This is a genomic window from Saccharothrix coeruleofusca (assembly GCF_017876325.1).
Taxonomy (GTDB): domain Bacteria; phylum Actinomycetota; class Actinomycetes; order Mycobacteriales; family Pseudonocardiaceae; genus Actinosynnema; species Actinosynnema coeruleofuscum.
In genome coordinates this window covers 2437449-2457082 of the sequence record NZ_JAGINV010000001.1, presented here as the reverse complement: position 1 = coordinate 2457082, position 19634 = coordinate 2437449, and the positions used below count along the sequence as shown (strand labels likewise).

Annotated in this window: 17 protein-coding genes; 10 read left to right on the top strand and 7 right to left on the bottom strand. The window is 74.4% G+C overall.

The window, feature by feature from the left end; genetic code table 11:
• Positions 1–10: 10 nt before the first annotated feature.
• Entirely contained in the window at positions 11–553 is a 543-nt protein-coding gene (locus JOF41_RS11285; RefSeq protein ID WP_307867376.1) for a GNAT family N-acetyltransferase, read from the bottom strand.
• A 106-nt stretch (positions 554–659) separates the two neighbouring features.
• Between JOF41_RS11285 and JOF41_RS11280 the strand changes: the two genes are divergently transcribed.
• Positions 660–1316, top strand: a complete 657-nt coding sequence (locus JOF41_RS11280) for a maleylpyruvate isomerase N-terminal domain-containing protein (RefSeq protein ID WP_189223815.1) — start codon at positions 660–662, stop codon at positions 1314–1316.
• Positions 1317–1336: 20 nt separating this feature from the next.
• Here JOF41_RS11280 and JOF41_RS11275 read toward each other — a convergent pair whose 3' ends face one another.
• Positions 1337–2815 carry a SulP family inorganic anion transporter gene (locus JOF41_RS11275; protein ID WP_189223816.1) on the bottom strand — a complete coding sequence of 493 codons (1479 nt, stop codon included), beginning with the start codon at positions 2813–2815 and terminating at the stop codon, positions 1337–1339.
• A 522-nt stretch (positions 2816–3337) separates the two neighbouring features.
• On the opposite strand from JOF41_RS11275, the gene JOF41_RS11270 reads away from it, so the two are divergent.
• Both JOF41_RS11270 and JOF41_RS11265 read left to right on the top strand, forming a co-directional pair.
• The gene (locus JOF41_RS11270; protein ID WP_189223817.1) at positions 3338–4354 is read left to right on the top strand and encodes a TerC/Alx family metal homeostasis membrane protein; all 1017 of its coding nucleotides are present in this window, start codon (positions 3338–3340) and stop codon (positions 4352–4354) included.
• A gap of 198 nt (positions 4355–4552) precedes the next feature.
• Positions 4553–5251, top strand: coding sequence for a TetR/AcrR family transcriptional regulator (locus JOF41_RS11265; protein WP_307867375.1), 699 nt, complete (start codon positions 4553–4555; stop codon positions 5249–5251).
• A gap of 74 nt (positions 5252–5325) precedes the next feature.
• Here JOF41_RS11265 and JOF41_RS11260 read toward each other — a convergent pair whose 3' ends face one another.
• Positions 5326–6528, bottom strand: coding sequence for an ROK family protein (locus JOF41_RS11260; protein ID WP_209618408.1), 1203 nt, complete (start codon positions 6526–6528; stop codon positions 5326–5328).
• Between the two features lie 26 nt (positions 6529–6554).
• Here JOF41_RS11260 and JOF41_RS11255 point away from each other — a divergent pair, with 26 nt between their 5' ends.
• A complete protein-coding gene (locus JOF41_RS11255) occupies positions 6555–7745 on the top strand; it encodes an MFS transporter (RefSeq protein ID WP_209618405.1) in 1191 nt (396 codons plus the stop codon).
• 24 nt (positions 7746–7769) lie between these two features.
• On the opposite strand, the gene JOF41_RS11250 is transcribed toward JOF41_RS11255, so the two are convergent.
• Entirely contained in the window at positions 7770–8531 is a 762-nt protein-coding gene (locus JOF41_RS11250; RefSeq protein ID WP_189223820.1) for an SDR family oxidoreductase, read from the bottom strand.
• A gap of 99 nt (positions 8532–8630) precedes the next feature.
• Between JOF41_RS11250 and JOF41_RS11245 the strand changes: the two genes are divergently transcribed.
• Positions 8631–9476: a helix-turn-helix transcriptional regulator gene (locus JOF41_RS11245; RefSeq protein ID WP_189223821.1), complete on the top strand. Its 846-nt coding sequence runs from the start codon at positions 8631–8633 to the stop codon at positions 9474–9476.
• A gap of 6 nt (positions 9477–9482) precedes the next feature.
• On the opposite strand, the gene JOF41_RS11240 is transcribed toward JOF41_RS11245, so the two are convergent.
• The 3 genes from JOF41_RS11240 to aroB are packed head-to-tail and all read right to left on the bottom strand — an operon-like array spanning position 9483 to position 13769.
• Positions 9483–10574, bottom strand: a complete 1092-nt coding sequence (locus tag JOF41_RS11240; protein WP_229795673.1) for a sugar phosphate nucleotidyltransferase — start codon at positions 10572–10574, stop codon at positions 9483–9485.
• A gap of 4 nt (positions 10575–10578) precedes the next feature.
• Entirely contained in the window at positions 10579–12615 is a 2037-nt protein-coding gene (locus tag JOF41_RS11235; protein WP_209618403.1) for a TIM barrel protein, read from the bottom strand.
• Positions 12612–13769 (bottom strand): 3-dehydroquinate synthase, encoded by a 1158-nt coding sequence (gene aroB / locus JOF41_RS11230; RefSeq protein ID WP_189223823.1) that lies wholly within the window; start codon positions 13767–13769, stop codon positions 12612–12614. The genes JOF41_RS11235 and aroB overlap by 4 nt, the downstream gene beginning before the upstream one ends.
• 106 nt (positions 13770–13875) lie before the next feature.
• Between aroB and JOF41_RS11225 the strand changes: the two genes are divergently transcribed.
• The 5 genes from JOF41_RS11225 to JOF41_RS11205 are packed head-to-tail and all read left to right on the top strand — an operon-like array spanning position 13876 to position 19629.
• Entirely contained in the window at positions 13876–15036 is a 1161-nt protein-coding gene (locus JOF41_RS11225) for an MFS transporter (RefSeq protein ID WP_189223824.1), read from the top strand.
• The gene (locus JOF41_RS11220) at positions 15033–15947 is read left to right on the top strand and encodes an SDR family oxidoreductase (RefSeq protein WP_189223825.1); all 915 of its coding nucleotides are present in this window, start codon (positions 15033–15035) and stop codon (positions 15945–15947) included. The genes JOF41_RS11225 and JOF41_RS11220 overlap by 4 nt, the downstream gene beginning before the upstream one ends.
• Complete coding sequence (locus JOF41_RS11215; RefSeq protein ID WP_209618401.1) at positions 15944–17371, top strand: trehalose-6-phosphate synthase; 1428 nt, start codon at positions 15944–15946, stop codon at positions 17369–17371. Before JOF41_RS11220 ends, JOF41_RS11215 begins: the two co-directional genes overlap by 4 nt.
• The gene (locus JOF41_RS11210; RefSeq protein WP_189223827.1) at positions 17371–18639 is read left to right on the top strand and encodes an aspartate aminotransferase family protein; all 1269 of its coding nucleotides are present in this window, start codon (positions 17371–17373) and stop codon (positions 18637–18639) included. The genes JOF41_RS11215 and JOF41_RS11210 overlap by 1 nt, the downstream gene beginning before the upstream one ends.
• A gap of 9 nt (positions 18640–18648) precedes the next feature.
• Positions 18649–19629 (top strand): alcohol dehydrogenase catalytic domain-containing protein, encoded by a 981-nt coding sequence (locus JOF41_RS11205; protein WP_209618397.1) that lies wholly within the window; start codon positions 18649–18651, stop codon positions 19627–19629.
• Positions 19630–19634: the final 5 nt, after the last annotated feature.

The following is a 19634-nucleotide window of genomic DNA, read 5'->3' as shown; positions in this document are numbered from 1 at the left end:
GCCGACGCGGTCAGTCCAACGGGTACTCCATCGACACGCCCGGCAGCACGACGCCGTCGGGCAGGGGCACACCGGTGCGGCGCACCTCGCGGAAGCCGAAGGCCCGGTAGAGCGGCTCGCCGGGCAGGGTCGCCATCAGCACCAGTGCGCGGAACCCCTCGGCCTTGGCCGCCCGCGCGCACGAGGACAGGGTCGCGCGTCCCAGGCCGAGGCGTGCCCAGTCGCCGCGCACGAACATCGCCCGCACGCGCGCGGGCTCGGTGGCGGGGTCGAGCAGGCGGTCGTCGGTCGGCTGGGCGCCGGAACCGGTGTAGAGCTTGTCCCGCCTGCTCCAGCCGCCGCACGCGACGATCTGCCCGTCGGCCTCGTGGACGAAGTACGTGCCGTCGTCGATGAGCACCACGTCGGGCACGGTCAGGTGCACCGCCGCGCTGGCCGTCTCCCGCTCGCCGTGGAAGGCCGGGAACAGCTCGAGCACCGACCTGCGCATCAGCGCCTCGATCTGCGGCACGTCGGATCGCAGCGCCTTGCGCTGCACGGCTGGCACGCTCACCGGGTCCTCCCCCACGTCCCGACGATCATCCCACTGATCCGGACCGCCGCCAGTGCTCGTCCGCCAGTGCTTGTCCGCCACCGCGGACCCGCCCTACCTTGCCGGTGTGGACCTCTTCTCGCGCTCATGGGCGGCGTTGCGGGCAGCGGTGGCCGACCTGCCCGACGAGCACTTCGCGCGACCGTCCGGCTGCGCGGGCTGGCTCGTCCGGGACCTGGTGTGCCACCTGGTCATCGACGCGCAGGACGTCCTGATCACCCTGGTGACCCCCGCCGAGGGGGAACCGACCAGGGACGCGATCACCTACTGGCAGGTCACCGCGACGCCGCCGAGCGGCGACGACCCGCTCGACGCGCTGGTCGTCCGGCTGGCCGCCGCCTACGAGCAGCCGTGGCTGCTGAAGTTCCACCTCGACGACGTCGGCTCCGCCGCAGGCCGGGCCGCCGGGCTGGCCGATCCCGAGGCCCGCGTCAGCACGCGCGGACAGGTCATCACCGCGGGTGACTACCTGTCCGCGTACGTCCTGGAGTGGACGCTGCACCACCTCGACCTCGTCGCGCACCTGCCCGACGCGGCGCGACCGCCCGCCGACGGCCTCGCCCGCTCGCGCGGGATGCTGGAGCGGATCGCCGCGGCCGCGTTCCCCCGGTCGTTCTCCGACGAGGACGCGCTGCTGATCGGCACCGGTCGCAAGGCCCCGACCCCCGCGCAGCGGGCCGGGCTGGGCGAGCTGGCCGCGAAGCTCCCGCTGGTCCTGGGCTGATCGCGGGCCCGCGCCGGGCTTCAGTGGCTGCCGCTGAGCTCCCCGCTCAGCGCGCCGTGGAGCTCGGCGCTGCGCCGGTTGAGGCCGGTGATCCGGACGGTCTTGCCGCGTGCGGCGTACTTGCCGGTGATCGCGTCCAGTGCCGCGACCGAGGACGCGTCCCAGATGTGCGCCGCGCCGAGGTCGACGATGACCTCTGCGGGGTCGTTGGCGTAGTCGAACCGGTGCACGATGTCGTTGCTGGAGGCGAAGAACAGCTCCCCCTTGACGACGTAGACGACCCTGGTGCCGTCCGGGTCGAGCACGGCTTCCACGGTGGCCGTGCCCGCGACGCGGCGGGCGAAGATGACCACGGCGGTCAGACTGCCGAGCACGACGCCGATGGCGAGGTTGTCGGTGGCCACGACCGCCGCCACGGTCACCACCATCACCGCGATCTCCCCGGCGGGCATCCGCTTGAGCGTCGACGGTGCCACGGAGTGCCAGTCGAAGGTGCCCACCGAGACCAGCACCATGACCGCGACCAGCGCGGCCATCGGGATGTCCGAGACCAGCGGGCCGAAGACCACGCACAGCACCATCAGGAACGCGCCCGCCAGGAACGTCGACAGGCGCGTGCGCGCCCCGTTCTTCACGTTGATCATCGTCTGGCCGATCATGGCGCAGCCGCCCATGCCGCCGAACAGGCCGGTCACCACGTTGGCCACGCCCTGGCCGATGGACTCCCGCGTCTTGTTGGAGCGGGTGTCGGTGAGGTCGTCGACCAGCTTCGCGGTCATGAGCGACTCCATCAGCCCCACCAGCGCCAGCGCCACCGCGTACGGCGCGATGGTCTTGAGCGTGTCGAGCGTGAACGGCACGTCGGGCAGCCCCGGCGTGGGCAGCGCCGACGGCAGCTCGCCCCGGTCGCCGACCGTGGGCACGGCGATGCCCGCCCCGATGGTCAGCGCGGTCAGCGCGACGATGGACACCAGCGGCGCGGGCACCGCCTTCGTCAGGCGCGGGAACAGCACCATCAGCGTCAACGCCCCCGCGACCAGCGGGTAGACCGGCCACGGCACGTCCACCAGCTCGGGCACCTGGGCCAGGAAGATCAGGATGGCCAGCGAGTTGACGAACCCCACCATCACCGAGCGCGGCACGAACCGCATCAGCCCGGCCACGCCCAGCGCGCCCAGCGCGATCTGGACCAGACCGCCCAGGATGACCGCGGCCACCAGGTGGCCCAGGCCGTGCTCGCGCACCAGCGGCGCCACGACCAGGGCGACCGCGCCGGTGGCGGCGGAGATCATCGCCGGGCGACCGCCGACGACCGAGATGACCACGGCCATGGTGAAGGAGGCGAACAGCCCGACGCTGGGGTCGACCCCGGCGATGACGGAGAACGAGATGGCCTCCGGGATCAGCGCCAGCGCCACCAGCAGCCCTGCCAGGACTTCGGTGCGCAGCACCTTCGGGGTGAGCCAGGCCGGTCGGGCCTTCGGTGCGGAGAGGTTCACAGCGACCTTGTCGTGCTCGGACGCGCCCCAGCGGCGGGACGCGCGGGAAGAAGCGGCGCCGGAGGCGCTCGCGGGGGCCACCGCCGAAGCGGCGCGAGGAGGGGGTTCCCGCTACGGCGGGCAGGACCGGGAGCGAGGCGGGCTCGTGCGCACGCGTCGTCTCCTGTCCGTGAAGGGGTTCGTGGTGGGGACGACGTCGTCCCGCCGACGGCGTGCAACTCTACCCCCATCCCGCCGCGGTGATCCCGTGGTGAGGTCGGGATGTGGCGAGCGCAACGACCGCGCAGGCGGCTCCGATCCGGCATCGCGGTGGCCCCGCCGACGGCGGTGCACCCGATCGGCGGGCATGCCGCCGTTGACGGGGCATTTACTCCGTGCGACCGCTGTTCGATACTGAACGCCGAGGGGAGTACTTCCGAAGCGTCCACCCGGTCAGTACGGGCATCCCGGCGGTGTCCCCGGGGGACCACCCCGGCGGGGTGAAGGAGACCTCGAACCACTCCGGTGTTCGAGGAGGCCCCGATGCTCGTACCGGCCGCGGCCGATGCCGCGGGATCGCTGGGATCGGCGCACTTGTGGCTGGTCAGCATCGCCGTGCTGGTGGCGCTGCTGATCGCCGACTTCGCGATCACCCATCGCCCGCACGAGGTCTCGGCACGCGAGGCGGTGGGGTGGTCGGTGTTCTACCTCGCGCTGCCGGTGGTGTTCGCGATCTGGTTGTGGAGCGCCTTCGGGAGCGGCCCGGCGGTGGAGTTCATGACCGGGTTCGTGGTGGAGAAGTCCCTGTCGGTGGACAACCTGTTCGTGTTCATGCTGCTGCTCGGCGCTTTCTCCGTGCCCACCGAGGTCCGGCAGCGCGTCCTGCTCTACGGCATCGTCGGCGCGTTGGTGCTGCGCGGCGTGTTCATCGCGGTGGGCGCGGCCATGCTGGCGGCCGGGACGTGGGCCTTCCTGGTGTTCGGCCTGGTGCTGTTCGTCTCCGCGGTGAAGCTCCTGCGCGACGCGTTCACCGGGGGCGAGGTCGAGCGGGACGTCTCCCGGATGCGGTCGGTCCGGCTGCTGCGCAAGCTGATGCCGGTCACCGGGGACTACCGGGGCGCCCGCCTGACCGTGCGCGAGCGCGGTCACCGCGCCCTCACGCCGCTGGCGGTCGTGGTGGTGGCCGTGTTCGCCACCGACGTGGTGTTCGCCATCGACTCGGTGCCCGCCGTCTACGGCATCACCGACGACCCCTACCTGGTGTTCGCCACGAACGCCTTCGCCCTGCTCGGCCTGCGCGCCCTGTACTTCGTGCTGCACTCCGCGTTGGCCAAGCTCGTCCACCTCAACCACGGGCTCGCGGTCATCCTCGCCTTCATCGGGGCGAAGCTGGCGCTGCACTGGGCGCACGGCATCTGGCCGGGGGTCCCGGAGATCCCCACCCCGGTCTCGCTGGCCGTGATCATCGGCACCCTCGCCGTCGTCACCGCGACCAGCCTGCGCTCCCGACGACGTTCCGGGACCTCCGCGGCCCGGAAGACCACCGCACCACAGGACTGACCATGCTCTTCGAATGGCTGCTCGACGCGCTGATCGACATCGTCACCACGGTCCTCGTCCTCGCCGCGCTGGTGATCACCTGCGCCTCGCTGCACCCGCCCCGGTCGCCGCGCTGAGCGCCACCGCCACCCGGCGATCAACGGCGATACCACCAACGTTGGCAACGGTGATAGCAACACCGCCCTTATCCTGAGCCGCGTGGTGGAGGCGAAGCCCGAGAGGCACCGGACGCGGACGAGCATCGTGGAGGTCGCCGCGCGGCTGCTGCGCGAGCGGGGCGCGCAGGCGGTCACCACGCGCGCGGTCGCGCAGGCGGCCGGGATGCAGGCGCCGACCATCTACCGGTTCTTCGAGGACAAGGACGCGCTGCTGGACGCCGTCGCCGAGCACGTCTTCGCCGCCTACGTCGCCGAGAAGGCGGTCGCCGAGGACGGCGACCCGGTGGCGGACCTGCGCGCCGGGTGGCGGGTCCACATCGACTTCGGCCTGGCCAACGCGGCGTTGTTCGGCCTGCTCACCGACCCCGCTCGCACAGGCCGCTCACCGGCTGCGACGGCCGGGCTGGAGGTGCTGCGCGCACGGGTGCGCCGCGTCGCGGCGGCCGGGCGGCTCCGGGTCGCCGAACAGCGCGCCGTCGAACTGCTCCACGCCGCGGGCACCGGCACCGTGCTCACCCTGCTCGCCCTGCCGCCGCAGGAGCGCGATCCCGGCCTCGCCGACGCGATGTACGAGGCGGTGACGCGCTCGATCCTCACCGACCCGCCCCCGCTGCCCCCTGGCGGCCCGGCCGCACCCGCCGCGTTGCGCGCCGCGGCGGCGGAGCTGCCGATGCTCACCGCGGCCGAGCGCGCCCTGCTGTCGGAGTGGCTGGACCGGGAGGGCGGAACTCCGGGCTGACCTCGGCCCTGTCCTCCGCGCTCGCGCGGCGCGTGCGACTTCCCGAAGTCCACCACCGGCCGCGCGGTCGCCCGCTACCGGCCCAGCGTCCCCAGCGGGTCGTCCAGGACCGGCTGCCAGGCCAGTTCGGCCGCGCCGACCAGGCTGCCGTCCTCCAACTCGGCGGCCACCAGCGGAACGCTGCCGCTGCGGCCCCACAGGCTCCAGTCGGCCACCACCGCGGGCAGCCGCCTCGGCGCGGCCCGCAGCAACCCGCCGTGCAGCCCGCCGAGCAGGACGCGGTCCGGGTTGAGCACGTTGACCAGCCCCGCCAGGCCGACGCCCAGCCGGTCCACCACCGCGCTCGTGGCGGCCCGCACCGCCAAGTCGGCGTTCTCCCGGTCCAGCAGCGCCAGCGCCTGCTCCAGCGGCGACCGGTCGGGGTCGGGCTCCCGGCCCGCCGCCGCCAGCAGCGTCAACGGGTCGGTCTCCACGTCCAGGCAGCCCCGGCCGCCGCAGTGGCAGGGCCGCCCGCGCGGGTTGACCGTCAGGTGGCCGACCTCCATCGCCAGCCCCGCCCCACCCCGGTAGAGCCGGCCGTCGACCACCAGCGCGCCGCCGACGCCGCGGTGGCCGGTGGCCACGACCAGCAGGTGCCGGGCACCGCGGCCGGCGCCGTGACGGTGCTCGGCCAGCGCGGTGAGGTTGATGTCGTTGGCCACCGCGGCCGCTCCCGGCAGGCCCGCGCGGGCGATCTCCGCGGCCATGGTCTCGCGCACCGGAGCGCCGGTCGGCCACGCCACGTGCAGTGGGTTGAGCGCGGTCCCGTCGGGCTCCGCGACCGCCGACGGGACGGCCAGGCCCGCGCCCGCGCAGCGGCGCCCGCTGTCGCGCAGCAGCGCCAGTCCCGCCTCCACGGCCGCCCGGATGACCCGGTCCGGTTCGGCGGGTACGACCACCCGGTCCGCCGTCCGGGCCACCACGCGCCCGCCCAGGCCCACCAGCGCCACCTGGTACCCGTCCACGTGCACCTGCGCGGCCAGCACCACCGGCCCACCGGGGTGCACCGCGATCCGGTGCGAGGGTCTGCCCGCCCCCTCCGAGGCCCCTGGCCGCGCGTCGACCTCGATCAGCCCCAGCGCCTCCAGCTCCGCCACCACCGCACCCGCCGTGGTGCGGGTGACGCCGAGTTCCGCGGTCAGCGCGGACCTGGTGCGCACCTGCCCGGTGTGCACCAGCGCCAGCGCGCGGCCGAGCACCGCGTGGCCGCGCTTCCCCTTCTGCCCGCTACCGGTCATCGCCCTACACTCGGTTTGTGACGCCGATGGACAAATTATCCACGACCACGAAATCCGAGGCTTCCCCGGCCCTGGTGCGGCTGCGCGTCGCCACCACCGTCTTCTTCGCCCTCGGGGGCTTCGTCTTCGCGGGCTGGGCGGTCCGCATCCCCGCGATCAAGGACCAGGTCGCCGCGACGCCGGGCACGCTGGGCCTGGCGCTGTTCGCGATGACCGGCTCCGCGGTGGCCACCATGGCCGTCACCGGCAGGCTCTGCGAGCGCTTCGGCAGCAGGCGGGTCGCGGTCGTGGCGAGCGCCCTGCTCGCGCTCAGCGCCGTGCCGCCCACGCTCACCCGCTCCGCCCTCGCCCTCGGTCTGGCGCTGCTGCTGTTCGGCGTCGCCTACGGCGCGATCGACGTGGCCATCAACAGCGTGGCGGTCGACCTGGTGGCCGCGCTGCGCAGGCCGGTCATGCCCAGCCTGCACGCCGCGAACAGCCTCGGCAGCCTGGCGGGCGCGGGGCTGGGCGGCGTGCTGGCCGGGCACCTGTCCCCCACCGGGCACATGCTGCTGATGGTGCCGGTGGTGCTGGCCGCCACCGCGGCGGGCGGGTGGTTCCTGCTGACCCGACCGCTGCCCGCCGCGCACCACGAGCAGGCCCCGGTCGACCGGCCCCGCCGCCTGCTGCCGCGCGCGGGCACGGCCCTGCCGCTGTTCGCGCTGATCGCCCTGTGCGCCGCGTACAGCCAGGGCGCGCTGGACAGCTGGGTGCCGCTGCACATCACCGACGACCTGGGTGGCGGCCAAGGCGTCGCGGCGGCGGGCTACGCGATCGTGCAGGGCACGATGACCATCGGCAGGCTCTCCGGCGTGGCGCTGCTGGAACGCCTCGGCCAGACCAGGGTGGTGGTCGTCGGCGGCGCCGTGGCGTCGGCGGGCGCCCTGGTGGCCGCGCTGGCGCCGGACCTGGGGGTGGTGTTGGTGGCGCTCGCCGCGACCGGCCTCGGCCTGGCCAACATCTTCCCGGTGGCCATCGCGCGGGCGGGCGCTCTTGGCGGGCCCAACGGGGTCGCCTTCGCCTCCACCCTCGGCTACGGGGGCATCCTGCTGGCACCTCCGACAATCGGTTTCCTGGCGAACGGCTTCGGTCTTCCGCTGGCCTTCACGCTCATCGCCGTGATGGTCGGCGCCGCGGCCGTGACCGGTTACGCGGTGCGGAATTCCGCAGCGGGCTGAACGCACTTCGCCGCACGGCCTGCGCTACCGCCCGTGCGGGTCGGCCGCGTTGAGCGTGGCCACGACCTGGTCGTAGTCGCCGCGGGCCTCGCCGTAGCGCAGGAACTTCACGTTCTCCACCTGGATCTCCTTGGCGTCCGGCTGCGCTTCGAAGAGCGAGATCACCTCGTCGGCGAACTCGTCGAGCGGCATGGCGAACTCGCTGTCCTGCTGGCCGGGCAGCAGCGCGGTGCGCACCGAGGGCGGCTCCAGCTCGATGACCTGGACCGAAGTGTCCGCCAGCTGCAGCCGCAGCGACTCGCTGAGCATGTGGATGGCCGCCTTGCTCGCGTTGTAGCTCGGCGTGGCCTTCAACGGCGCGAACGCCAGGCCCGAGGACACGGTCACGATGGTGGCCCGCGGGCGCGTCCGCAGGTGCTCGACGAACGCGGCCACCAACCGGATGGGGCCGAGCAGGTTCGTGGTCACGACCTCCTCGGCGGATGCCAGGAAGCCGTCGGCGTGGTGCCAGTCCTCGACGCGCATGATGCCCGCCATCGCGATGACCACGTTGAGGTCGGGGTGCGCCCGCAGCACCTCGGCGGCCGCGGCGCGGATGCTCTCCGCGTCGGCGGTGTCGATGGACACGGTGTCGAACCCGTGCTCGGCGGCGAGCCGCCGGAGCAGTTCGGTGCGGCGGCCGCCGATGATGACGGTGTTGCCCCTGGCCCGCAGCCGCTGGGCGAGCGCGAGGCCGATGCCGCTGGTGGCGCCGGGGATGAAGATGGTGTTTCCGCTGATGTCCATGCTCACAGCGTGGGCTCGCGGCGGGACCGGCGGGAGAGAGCGCTCATCGGGGGATCGGCGATCCCTGGTTCGCACGGCTCGGACCGGGATACTGGGGGCGTGGATCGCGTGGAGCTGGCGGCGTTCCTGCGCAGCCGCCGGGAGCAGTTGCGCCCAGAGGACGTGGGGCTGCCCGCCGGGGCGCGCCGACGCGCGAGCGGCCTGCGCCGGGAGGAGGTCGCGGCGCTGGCGGCGATGTCGACCGACTACTACACGCGGCTGGAGCAGCAGCGCGGCCCGCAGCCCAGCGAGCAGATGCTGGCCGCGCTGGCCCGCGCCCTGCGCCTGACCGACGCCGAGCGCGACTACCTGTTCCGGGTCGCGGGCCGCAACGCTCCCGCCGCCGTGGTCGCGGCGACGCACGTGGCGCCCGCGCTGCACCGCGTGCTCGACCGGCTGTCGGACACACCCGCGCTGATCCTGTCCAACCTGGGCGAGGTGCTGGTGCAGAACCGCATGGCGGAAGCCCTCTACGGCGACCGGTCCCACCTCACCGGCTGGGCGCGCAGCGACATCTACCGCTGGTTCACCGACCCGGCCGAGCGCCTGATCTACCCCGAGGGCGACCGCGACCGGCAGAGCCGCGCCATGGTGGCCAACCTCCGCGCCGCCCACGGTTCGATGGGCCCTCGGTCCCGCGCGGGCGAGCTGGTGCGGCTGCTGCGCGGGGCCAGCCCGGAGTTCGCGCGGCTGTGGGAACGCCACGAGGTCGCCAAGCGCTTCGAGGACCACAAGGTCCTCGTGCACCCCCAGCTGGGGGAGATCGAGGTGGACTGCCAGGTGCTGTTCACCGAGGACCAGGCGCAGATGCTGCTCGTGCTCACGGCCGCGCCCCGCACGGAGGCGGCCGAGAAGCTGCAACTGCTCGGCGTGCTGGGTCACCAGCGGTTCGACACCGTCCGGTAGGGCCCCTCACCGGCTCGGCTCCAGCTCGGCCAAGCCGGTGCGCGCGACGGCCAGCCGCTCCCCGGCCCCCACCACGGTCTCCCGCGCCACCACGCCGGCCACGACCACCGCGCCCGGCAGCACCACCGACCGCTCCACCACCGCTCCCGGTTCCACCACCGCGCCGGGGAACACCACGCTGGAGCGCACCCGCGCCCCGCGCGGCAGCTCGCCCACCACCAGGCTGTCGCTGTCCGCGTCGTACCGCGGCGACCGCCCCGCCAACGTCGTGGGCAAGGCGTTCAGCGGCAGCGGGTGCGGGCGCCGCAACAGCTTCAGCTGCTCGGCGTGGTACCGCTCCACGGTCCCGATGTCGGCCCAGTAGCCGCTGATCGGGTAGGCCAGCACCCGCCGCCCGGAGGAGATCATGAACGGCAGCACGTCCCGGCTGATGTCGTGCTGCCAGCCGTCCTCGCCCAGCGCGGCCAACTCGTCCAGCACCCGCCGCAGCACCTGCGCCCGGAACAAGCAGAAAGCGGTGAACACCAGGTCCGACGTCGGTTCGGCGGGCTTCTCCACCAACCGCCGCACCACCAGGTCGTCGTCGACCTCGACCATGCCGAACAGCCGCACGTACCGCCGCTCGATGCGCTGCACGCCGATCGTGACGTCCGCGCCGCTGGCCCGGTGCGCGGCGACCATCGGCCCGTAGTCGAAGGAGTAGACGTGATCGGCGTGCTGCACCAGCACGTCCCTCGCGCCGGGCGCGAACACGTACTCGGCGTTGGCCAGCAGCGCGTCCGCCGTGCCGCGCTCGGGTGGCCGCTCGGGCAGCGGGCCGGGGTCGCCGGAGCGGATCAGCTCGTCGTGCGGTCCGAAGTGGACTTTGACGCGCGGCCCGTCCCAGTGCCGCGCGAGGTGGTCGATCAGGTCGCGCTCGCGGTGCAGGGACATCAGCACCACCTCGGGGATGCCCGAGCGAGCCGCGTTGTCGACGCTGAAGTCCACCAGGCGGCACGAGGCCGCGTAGGGCACCAGCGGTTTGCAGGTGTCGTCGGTCAGCCTGCCCATGCGCTCGCCGAGGCCCCCGGCGAGCAGGGCGGCCCTCACGTCGTCCACGGCGTCACCACGTCCTCCCCTGCGGTTGGCTGTCGGGCAACAGCGCGCGCAGCAGCCGCACCGAGTTGGCCACGCTCTGCCGCCGGGGCAGCAGGGCGTCCTCGTGCTCGACGTAGAGCACACCGGTGAAGCCCTCGTCCAGCAGCGCGGCCACCAGCGCGGGCCACGGCAGGTCGCCGCTGCCCAGCGCGCGGAACCGGATCGCGGGCCCCGGTCCGTAGCGGGACCAGCCCGCCCCGGTCGGCAGGCCGGGGCCGGTCCAGCGCTGGAGGTCCTTGGCGTGCGCGGCGCCCAGGTCGAGGCCCCAGCCGCGCACGCACCCCAGCGGGTCGTGCCCGGTGGCGGCGATGTTGGCGACGTCCAGGCACACCCGCACCGACGCGCGGTGGTCCGCGACCGCGTCGAGCAGGGCGCGCGTGCTCGGCGGGTCGTGGGCGACCTGCTTGGGGTGCGGCTCCACGAGCAGCTCCACGCCGTGCTCGGCGGCCAGGTCGAGCACCGGCTCGGCCGCCTCGCGCCAGGCGGCGACGTTGTCGTCCCAGCCGACCTCGCTGTGCCACCAGGACAGCCAGCGCGCCAGGTCTGGCACGCCGAGCATCAGCCGGACCTGCGCGGCGCCGAGGTCGGCGGCGATCCGCACGGCGTTCAGGGCGTGCCGCAGCGCGTGCGCCCGCTTCTGGTCCGGACTGCCGCGCAGCACGGGATCGGTGTGCGGACCGTGCGGGCCGAGCAGGAGCTGGGTGTCGCGGCTGTTGCTGACGCAGGTGACGGCGACCGGGCGCAGCGCGGCCCGCAGCTGCGCCCGGTAGTCCGCGTCCCGCGCCCAGCGGTCGGCGTCGACCAGCCCGGAGGTGCTGTCGGTGGGCAGGTCCACGGCGTCCACACGGGCCTCGACGGCGGCGGCGACCGCGGCGTCCAGGCCCGCGCCGCCCCACGCGGCCAGGCACAGCCCCACCGCCACCGGAGCGGTGCTCGCCGGTCCGGCGGCCCTCGGCTCCGGCAGCACCGCCGCCCGCGCGTCGCCGTTCCCGGTCGCGGGCGGCTCCGGCGCGGGGACCGCCCGTTCGGGAGCGGTCGGGCCGGGAGCGGCCCGGTCCGGGGTGAGGTCCAGCAGCCAGGCGCAGGCGCCGTCGAGACCGGGCGGCAGGACGATGTCGCCGTCGCGGACGCAGGCGGTCAGCGCCGCCAGCACCGCTTCGTCCGGGTCCGGCACCGGCACCAGCCCGCTCACCGGCAGCGCGGCGCGCAGCGCCCAGTCCAGCTCGGTGAGCAGCTCGGGGTTGCCCCGCAGCACCCCGCCGCCCGCCGCGACCAGGTACTCGTCCTCCAGCCCCGCCGACCGCGCCGCCGCGGCGACGCCGACGACCAGCTCGTCCACCGCGCGCGCCACGATCGACGCGGCCACCTCGTCGCCCTCCAGCCACGCCCGGCACACCACCGGGGCCAGCGCCGCGACATCGGCCTTGGGGAACGCCCGTGCCGCGAGGTCGCGGGCCAGCAGCGCGGGTGTCGGCCGGAACGCCTCCGCCAGCGCGGTCTCCGGTCCCCGGCCGTCCCGCGCGCGCACCGCCGCGCGCAGCCCCGCGAGGCCGATGTCGAACGCGCTGCCCTCGTCGCTGCCCAGGTACTCGCAGCCGCCCACCCGCGTGGGCGCGTCCGCCCCGTCGCGGGCCAGGAAGCCCGACCCGGTCCCGCACACGACCACCGCGCCCCGGCCCGCCAGCGGCGGCGCCACCAGCCAGGGCAGCGCGTCGTTGGACACCACCGCCCGGCCGCGCAGCCCCGCGTCCGCGGCCAGCGCGCGCAACCGGTCCAGCTCGCGCTCGGGGTCCACCGGGTCGAGCGTGGCCGTGGCGATCCAGCCCAACCCGGCCCCGCCGGGCAGCCGCGCGGCCAGATCGGCGAACAGCGACCGCAGCGCGCCGTCCGCCCGCTGGGCGCCCACCGAGGCCGGGTTGACCGACCCGCGGCGCGACCTGCCGCCCGGTCCGGTGGCGGTGGTGGTGCTGCCCCCGGCGTCCACCGCCCACAGCGTGCTCACGGCGTGGCCGCCCGGTCGCGCACCAGCGCCCGGCGCACCTCGTCCTCGGTGACGTCCTCGGCGATGATCGTGGTGCCCAGCTCGACCGGCAGCACGAAGCGCAGGCTGCCGTCGCGGATCTGCCGGATCTTGCCCATCGCCGCCAGCACGTCGTCCACGGCGGGCTGCTGGGCCAGCTCGTGCAGCGCCACGGGCAGGCGCAGCCGCCGGATCAGCCCGATGACCCGGTCGGCCACCTCGGGCACGATCAGCCCGCGTCCGCGAGCCACGTCCACCGCCACCGCCATGCCGAACGCGACGGCCTCGCCGTGCAGCACGGGGCCGTAGCCGGTGACGGTCTCGACGGCGTGACCGGTGGTGTGCCCGAAGTTCAGCGGCCTGCGCAGGTCCACCTCGTAGGGGTCGCGGCCGACCAGCTGGGTCTTGATCGCGCCCGCCGCGTGCACCAGCACGTCGATGGCCGGGGAGGCGCAGGCGAGCAGCTCGTCCGCGCAGCGCTCGATGAAGTCGAACAGCGGCGGGGAGGCGATCACCGCCTTCTTGACCACCTCGGCCAGCCCGGAGCGGACCTGGCGCTCGTCCAGCGTGCGCAGGTGCGCCAAGCAGGAGATCACCGCCCTGGGCTGGTAGAAGGCGCCGACGAGGTTCTTGGCCTCGCTGTGGTCCACCGCCACCTTGCCGCCGATGCCCGCGTCGACCTGGGCCAGCAGCGTGGTCGGCACGTTCACGTACGGCACGCCGCGCATGTAGGCGCTGGCGACGAAGCCGACGGTGTCGACCACCACGCCGCCGCCCAGCGCCACCACCACGTCGCGGCGGGCGAAGTCGAGCTCGGCCAGCCAGTCGATCAGCTCGAAGGCGGTGGTCAGCGACTTGCTCTTCTCACCCGCCTGCACGGTGGTCGTGCCCAGCAGCAGGCCGCGCTCGGCCAAGGCGGTGGTGAAGCGCTCCGCGTGCAGGTCGGCCACCACGTGGTCGGTGACCACCGCGGCGCGGTGGCCGTCGAGTTCGTCCAGCAGCGCCGCCACGGCGCTGTCGACATCGGGCACCACGCGGATGTCGTAGGAGTCGTCCCTGGTGACGTCGACGCGCACCGGGCCCAGACTGGTCGGCAGAGGGATGTGGTCGCGGATCTGGTAGCCGTGACGGTCCATCGTTCTCCTCTCGGGGATCACCCGAAAAGGGCACGTGTTGTGTTTCCACCCGTACCAGAATAACTTAGAGTAGACACCTATGCACTTTAGGTGACAGGAGGTATCCGTGCCGGTCAGAGCAGCCACACGCTCCGCTTCCACGGGCCTGATCGCCGCCGCGGCGAGCTGGGGCCTGTTCTGGGGTGGCTGGGCCGCACTCCTGCCCGGCCTGATCGAGCAGGTGGGCGCGACCGAGGCCCAGTTCGGGCTCGCCCTGTTCGGCATCCCGGTGGGCGCCCTGCCCGCGATGGTGGCCACCGCACCGCTGGCCAGGGCGCTGCGCGCCTGGACGCTGCCCGTGGTGCTGGTGGCGTTCGCGGTGGCCTGCGCGCTGCCCGGCCTGGCGACCTCACCGCTGGCGCTGGCCGCCTCGCTGCTGCTGGTGGGCGCCACCTCCGGGGCGATCGAGGTCGCCCTCAACACCACCACCGCCGCGCACGAGGCGCGCGACGGCGTGCGGCTGTTCAACAAGGTCCACGCCGCCACCCCGCTGGCCATGGTGCTCGCCGCGCCCGCCGTGGGCCTGGCCAGGCAGAACGGGGTCGCACCGCTGCCGGTGCTGCTGGTGATCGCCGGACTGGTGCTGCTCAGCGCGCTGCTGGCGGTGGACCGCGACGGGTGGCGGGCGGCCCCGGCCGAACCCGGCCCGCGCCGCTCGGTGGCGCCCCTGCTGATCGCGTTCGGGGTGCTGGCCGCGGTGGTGCTGTTCGTGGAGAACGCCGTGGAGCAGTGGGGGGCGCTGCACCTGGAGCAGGGCATGGGCGCGGGCCCGCTGCTGGGCAGCGCCGCACCCGCCTGCTACATGGCGGGCCTGTTCGCCGGGCGGCTGCTGGCGCAGTGGCGCGGCGACCGGGTCTCCGGTCGCGCGCTGGTGCTGACCGGGGGCGCGCTGGGCGCGGTCGGCATCGGCACGGCCGCGCTGGCCGCGCGGGCCGGGCTGCCCCCGGCGCTCGCGCTGGCCGGGTTCGCTATCGCGGGCGTGGGACTGGCCCCGGCGCTGCCGACGCTGCTGGGCCTGGCGGGCGCGGCCGTCGACGACGCGCGCCGCCCCGGCGCCATCGCCGCCGTCACCACGCTGTCCTACCTCGGCTTCCTGGTCAGCCCGCCGGTGGTGGGCGTGATGGCGGGCGCCTGGGGGCTCACCCCGGCGCTGACCGCCGTGGCGTGCGGGGGCCTGCTCGTGGCCGCCGCGTCGATCGTGGTGCGCGCACCGGGAACGGCGTCATGAGGGCGCTCGTGGTCGGCAGCGGCTACCTCGGCGGCACGATCGCCGCGCACCTGCGCGAACGCGGCGACCACGCGGTGGTCTGCTCCCGACGGCGCCCCACCGCCGCCTCCGCCGCGGGCCTGCCGTGGCACCCGCTGGACGTTCGGGACCCCGAAGCCTGCCGGGCGGCGGTGCGCGAGCACTCCCCCGACGCGCTGGTGGCGGTGCACGGCCCGTCCGACATCACCTGGTGCGAGGCCAACCCCGAGGCCGCGCGGGCCGCGCACACCGGCGGCGCCCGGCACCTGGCCGACGCCGCGGACGGCCGCCCGGTGCTGCTGATCTCCACCGACAACGTCTTCGACGGCAGCAGGCCCAGCAGCGGCGAGTCCGCCCCGACCAGCCCCGCCAACGCCTACGGCGCGGCCAAGCTCGCCGCCGAGCGCACCCTGCTCGACACCGGTGCGGCGCTGGCGCTGCGGGTGAGCCTGGTGCACGGCTGGGACCCCGACGGGCTGCGCCCCAACTTCGCCACCACCTGCGCCCGGACCCTGCGTGCGGGCCAGGTCCTGCGGGTACCCGACGACCACTGGAACACCCCGGTGCACGTCGACGACGTGGCCGCCTGGACCGCGGCGCTGCTGGCCGCCGGGCGCACCGGGGTGCTGCACCTGGGCGGCCCGGACCGGCTGTCGCGCTACGAGTGGGCGCTGCGCATCGCCGCCGCGCTGGGAGCCGACGCGGACCTGGTGCGGCCCGCCAAGCGCGCCGACGGGCCGTACGCCTGCCGCCCGGAGAACGCCTGCCTGCACAGCGAGCGGGCGGACTCGCTGCCCGAGCTGGCGGGCCTGGAGCCGGAGGGGGTGGACGAGAGCGCGCGGAGGTTGTCCGAAGCACTGGGCAAGACGCACCGAGCAGTGGAGGACCGTTGACCGACAAGCACCTGTTCCTGGCGAGCAAGCGGGCCGTCGTCACCTACGCGCCGGACGAGGACACCGGCGAGCTGCGGGCGTGGCTGGCTCCCGGCGGCACCGGCAACGTGGTCGCCGAGCAGGCGGGCTACCTGGACGTGTCGTGGATCGTCAGCGCCGACACTGAGGACGACCACAAGGCCGCCGAGCAGCACCCCGACGGTTCGGTCGTGGAGCTGCCCTCGGGCCGCACCATCCGGGTCCACCAGCTGCGCCACGACCGCGAGATGTTCCGGGTGGTGCAGGACTTCTTCACCGCCGAGCTGATGTGGGCGGGCAACAACTACGGCTGGGACCGCTGGACCACGCCCACCTTCGGCGCGGAGACCCGGCGGGCGTGGGAGCGGTTCGCCGAGTTCACCGGCGACTTCGCCGACGAGATGATCAACCGCTCCGCCGACGACCCCGACCCGGTCTACCTGGTGCACGACTACCAGCTGGTGTGCGTGCCCGCGCGGATCAGGGCGCACCGGCCGGACGCGCCGATCCTGCTGTTCGTGCACATCCCGTGGCCGTCGGCGGACTACTGGCGCATCCTGCCCAGGCCGATCCGGGTCGAGGTGCTGGAGGGGATGCTGGCCGCCGACGTGATCGGCTTCTTCACCAGCCGGTGGACCGGGAACTTCCTGTCCTGCGTCGCCGACCTGCTGCCCGACGCCGAGGTCGACCACGCCGCCGCCGAGGTCCGCTGGCGCGGGCGCACCACGCGGGTGCGCACCCAGCCGCTGGGCTACAGCCCCGAGACGCTGGCCCGCCGCCGGTCCAAGCTGCCGGAGGGCATCGCCGAGTGGGCGGGTGAGCACCGGCTGGTCGTCCACTCCGGACGGACCGACCCCATCAAGAACGGTTGGCGCGCGGTGCGGGCGTTCGTCCAGGCGGTGCGGGACAACCCGGAGCTGCGCGGCACGCGGATGCTGGTGCGGATGAACCCCAACCGGCTCTACGTCCCGGCCAACGCCGACTACGTGCGGCGGGTCGAGGAGGAGGTCGCCGCGGCCAACGCCGAGCTCGGCGAGGACACCGTGCGCACGCACTGCGACAACGACGTGGACCACACCTTCGGCTGCTTCGAGCGAGCCGACCTGCTGGTGTTCAACTCCACAGTGGACGGCCAGAACCTCAGCGTGTTCGAGGCGCCGCTGGTCAACCGGCGCGACGCGGACGTGGTGCTGTCGGAGATGACGGGCGCGGCGGAGATCCTGGCCCCGGTGTGCCGCACGGTCAACCCGCAGGACGTCGTGGAGCAGGCCGAGGCCATCGCCGCCGGCCTGCTGTCCTCTCCGGAGGAACGCGCGCGGGCCGCCGAGGTGCGCCGCGACACCGCCCGGCCGTGGACGCTGGAGCGGTGGGTGGACACCCAGCTGGAAAGCCTGGGGCTGCGCTGATGAACCCGCTCACCGGCGTCGACCCCCGCGAGCACGCCTACTACGAGCTGGGCGACGCGCTGCTGGTGCGCGGCGAGGGCGTGCGCGTCTGGGACTCCACCGGCCGCGAGCACCTCGACTGCGTGTCCGGCACGTTCAACCTGGTGCTGGGGCACAACCACCCGGCCGTGGTCGCGGCGGTCAAGGAGCAGGCGGAGGAACTGGTGTTCGCCAGCTCCTCGTTCCAGACCGGCCCGACCAACGAGGTGATGCGGCAGCTGGTGGAGCTCAGCCCGGCCAACCTCACGCGGGTCAACCTGCGCAGCTCCGGCGGCTCCACGGCCAACGAGGGCGCGATCAAGATCGCCCAGTGGCACACCGGCAAGCGCGACGTGATCGTGCCCTTCCGCGGCCACCTCGGGCAGAGCATCGCCACCGCCAGCTACAACGGCACCTCGCGGATGCGCGCCCCGTTCCCCTACCACCTGCCCGGTGCGGTGCGGGTGCCCGACGCCTACTGCCACCGCTGCTTCTACCGGCAGACACCGGATTCGTGCGGGTTGTGGTGCGTCGACCGCATCGAGGACTTCATCACCTACGCCTCCTCCGGCAGCGTGGCGGCGATGGTCGTCGAACCGATCAGCGGTGTCGGCGGCAACGTGGTGCCGCCGCCGGGTTACCTCCAGCGGCTCAAGGAGTTCTGCGAGGCGCGGGAGATCGTGCTGATCTTCGACGAGAACCAGACCGGCATGGGTCGCACGGGACACCTGTTCGCGGCCGACCACTTCGGCGTCAGCCCGCACATCATCACCACCTCCAAGGGCCTGACCGGCAGCGGGCTGCCGCTGGCCGCGATCCTCACCGAGGAGCGCCTGACCGGGATGCCCAGGTCCATGCACGGCTTCACCTACGGCAGCCACACCCTCTCGGCCGCCGCCGCGACCGTGACGCTGGAGATCGTGCGGCAGCCGGAGTTCCTGGCCAACGTGCGCGCGACCGGCGCGGTGCTGCTGGAGCGGCTGACCGCGCTGCGGGCCGATCACCCCTGCGTGGACGACGTGCGCGGCGTCGGCCTGATGCTGGGCGTGGAGCTGGCCGAGCCGGACGGGTCGCGCTCGCCGCGGCTGGCCGCCGCGCTGAACCGGGCGCTGGCCCAGCGCGGTGTGATCACCAGGGTTTCCGAGCACGGCGAGGGCAACGTGATCGAGCTGCGCCCGCCCCTGGTGCTGACCGTCGAGGACGCCCACCTGATCGCCGACCGGTTCGGCGAGGCGTTGGAGATGCTGTAGGTGCGCGCGGTGGACCTGTCGACGGCGGGGCCGGTGCTCTCCGCCGGTCCACCCGTGCGACCGGAGGGCGCGCACGGGGTGCTCGTGCGCACCGAACTGATGGGCGTGTGCCGCTCCGACCTCAAGGAGGTCACGGGCACGCGCGGCGGTCCGGGGCAGTTCGGGCACGAGCTGGTGGGCGAGGTCGTGGACAGCACCACGGCGCGGCTGCCGCCGGGCACGCGGGTGTGCCTCGACCCCAACCCGCCCGTGCGGCGCGGCACCGGCTTCGCCGAACAGCTGTGGGTGTGCGGCGAGGAGGACGCCGTGGCGCGGGCGCTGCCGGTCGCCCCACCGGGGGTGGCCGCGCGGCGCCTGGTGTTCGCCGAGCCCGCGGCGTGCGCGGCGCACTGCCTGACCTCGGCTGTCCGCCATCGCGGCGCGGACCTGCGCGGCGCGGCGGTGTGCGTGCTGGGGGCGGGCGTGGCCGGGGTGCTGATCGCGGCGCTGGCCCGCCGGGCGGGGGCGGTGGCGTCGCTGCGCAACCGCACCCCTGACCGGCTGGACTTCCTGCGCGACAACGGGGTCCTGCCGGAGGAGGTGTCGCGCACGGTGGCCCCGGACAGCCAGGACGTCGTCGTCGTGGCGGCCAGTTTCGTCTTCCCGGACCTGCTGGAGGAGGCGCTGCGCCTGCTCCGCCCCGGCGGGCTGGTGCTGCTCTACGGCGGCACCCGCGCCGGGGACCGGTTGCCGGGGCTGGACTGCGACCTGGACGGCGTGCGGCGCGGCGAGCGGGCGGTTCCCGCGCGGTGGCGGGGCAAGCCGGTGGTCGTGGGCGGCAGCTACGGCACCAGCACGGCCGATTTCGCGCTGGCGCTGGAAGCCCTGGTGGACGACGGGCTGGGCGTGGAACGCCTGGTGACGCGGGCAGTCGACCTCGCCGACCTGCCGGACGTGCTGCGCGAACTGGCCGTGACGCGGCACCTGGGCAAGGTGCTGGTGACCCCCTGATCCGC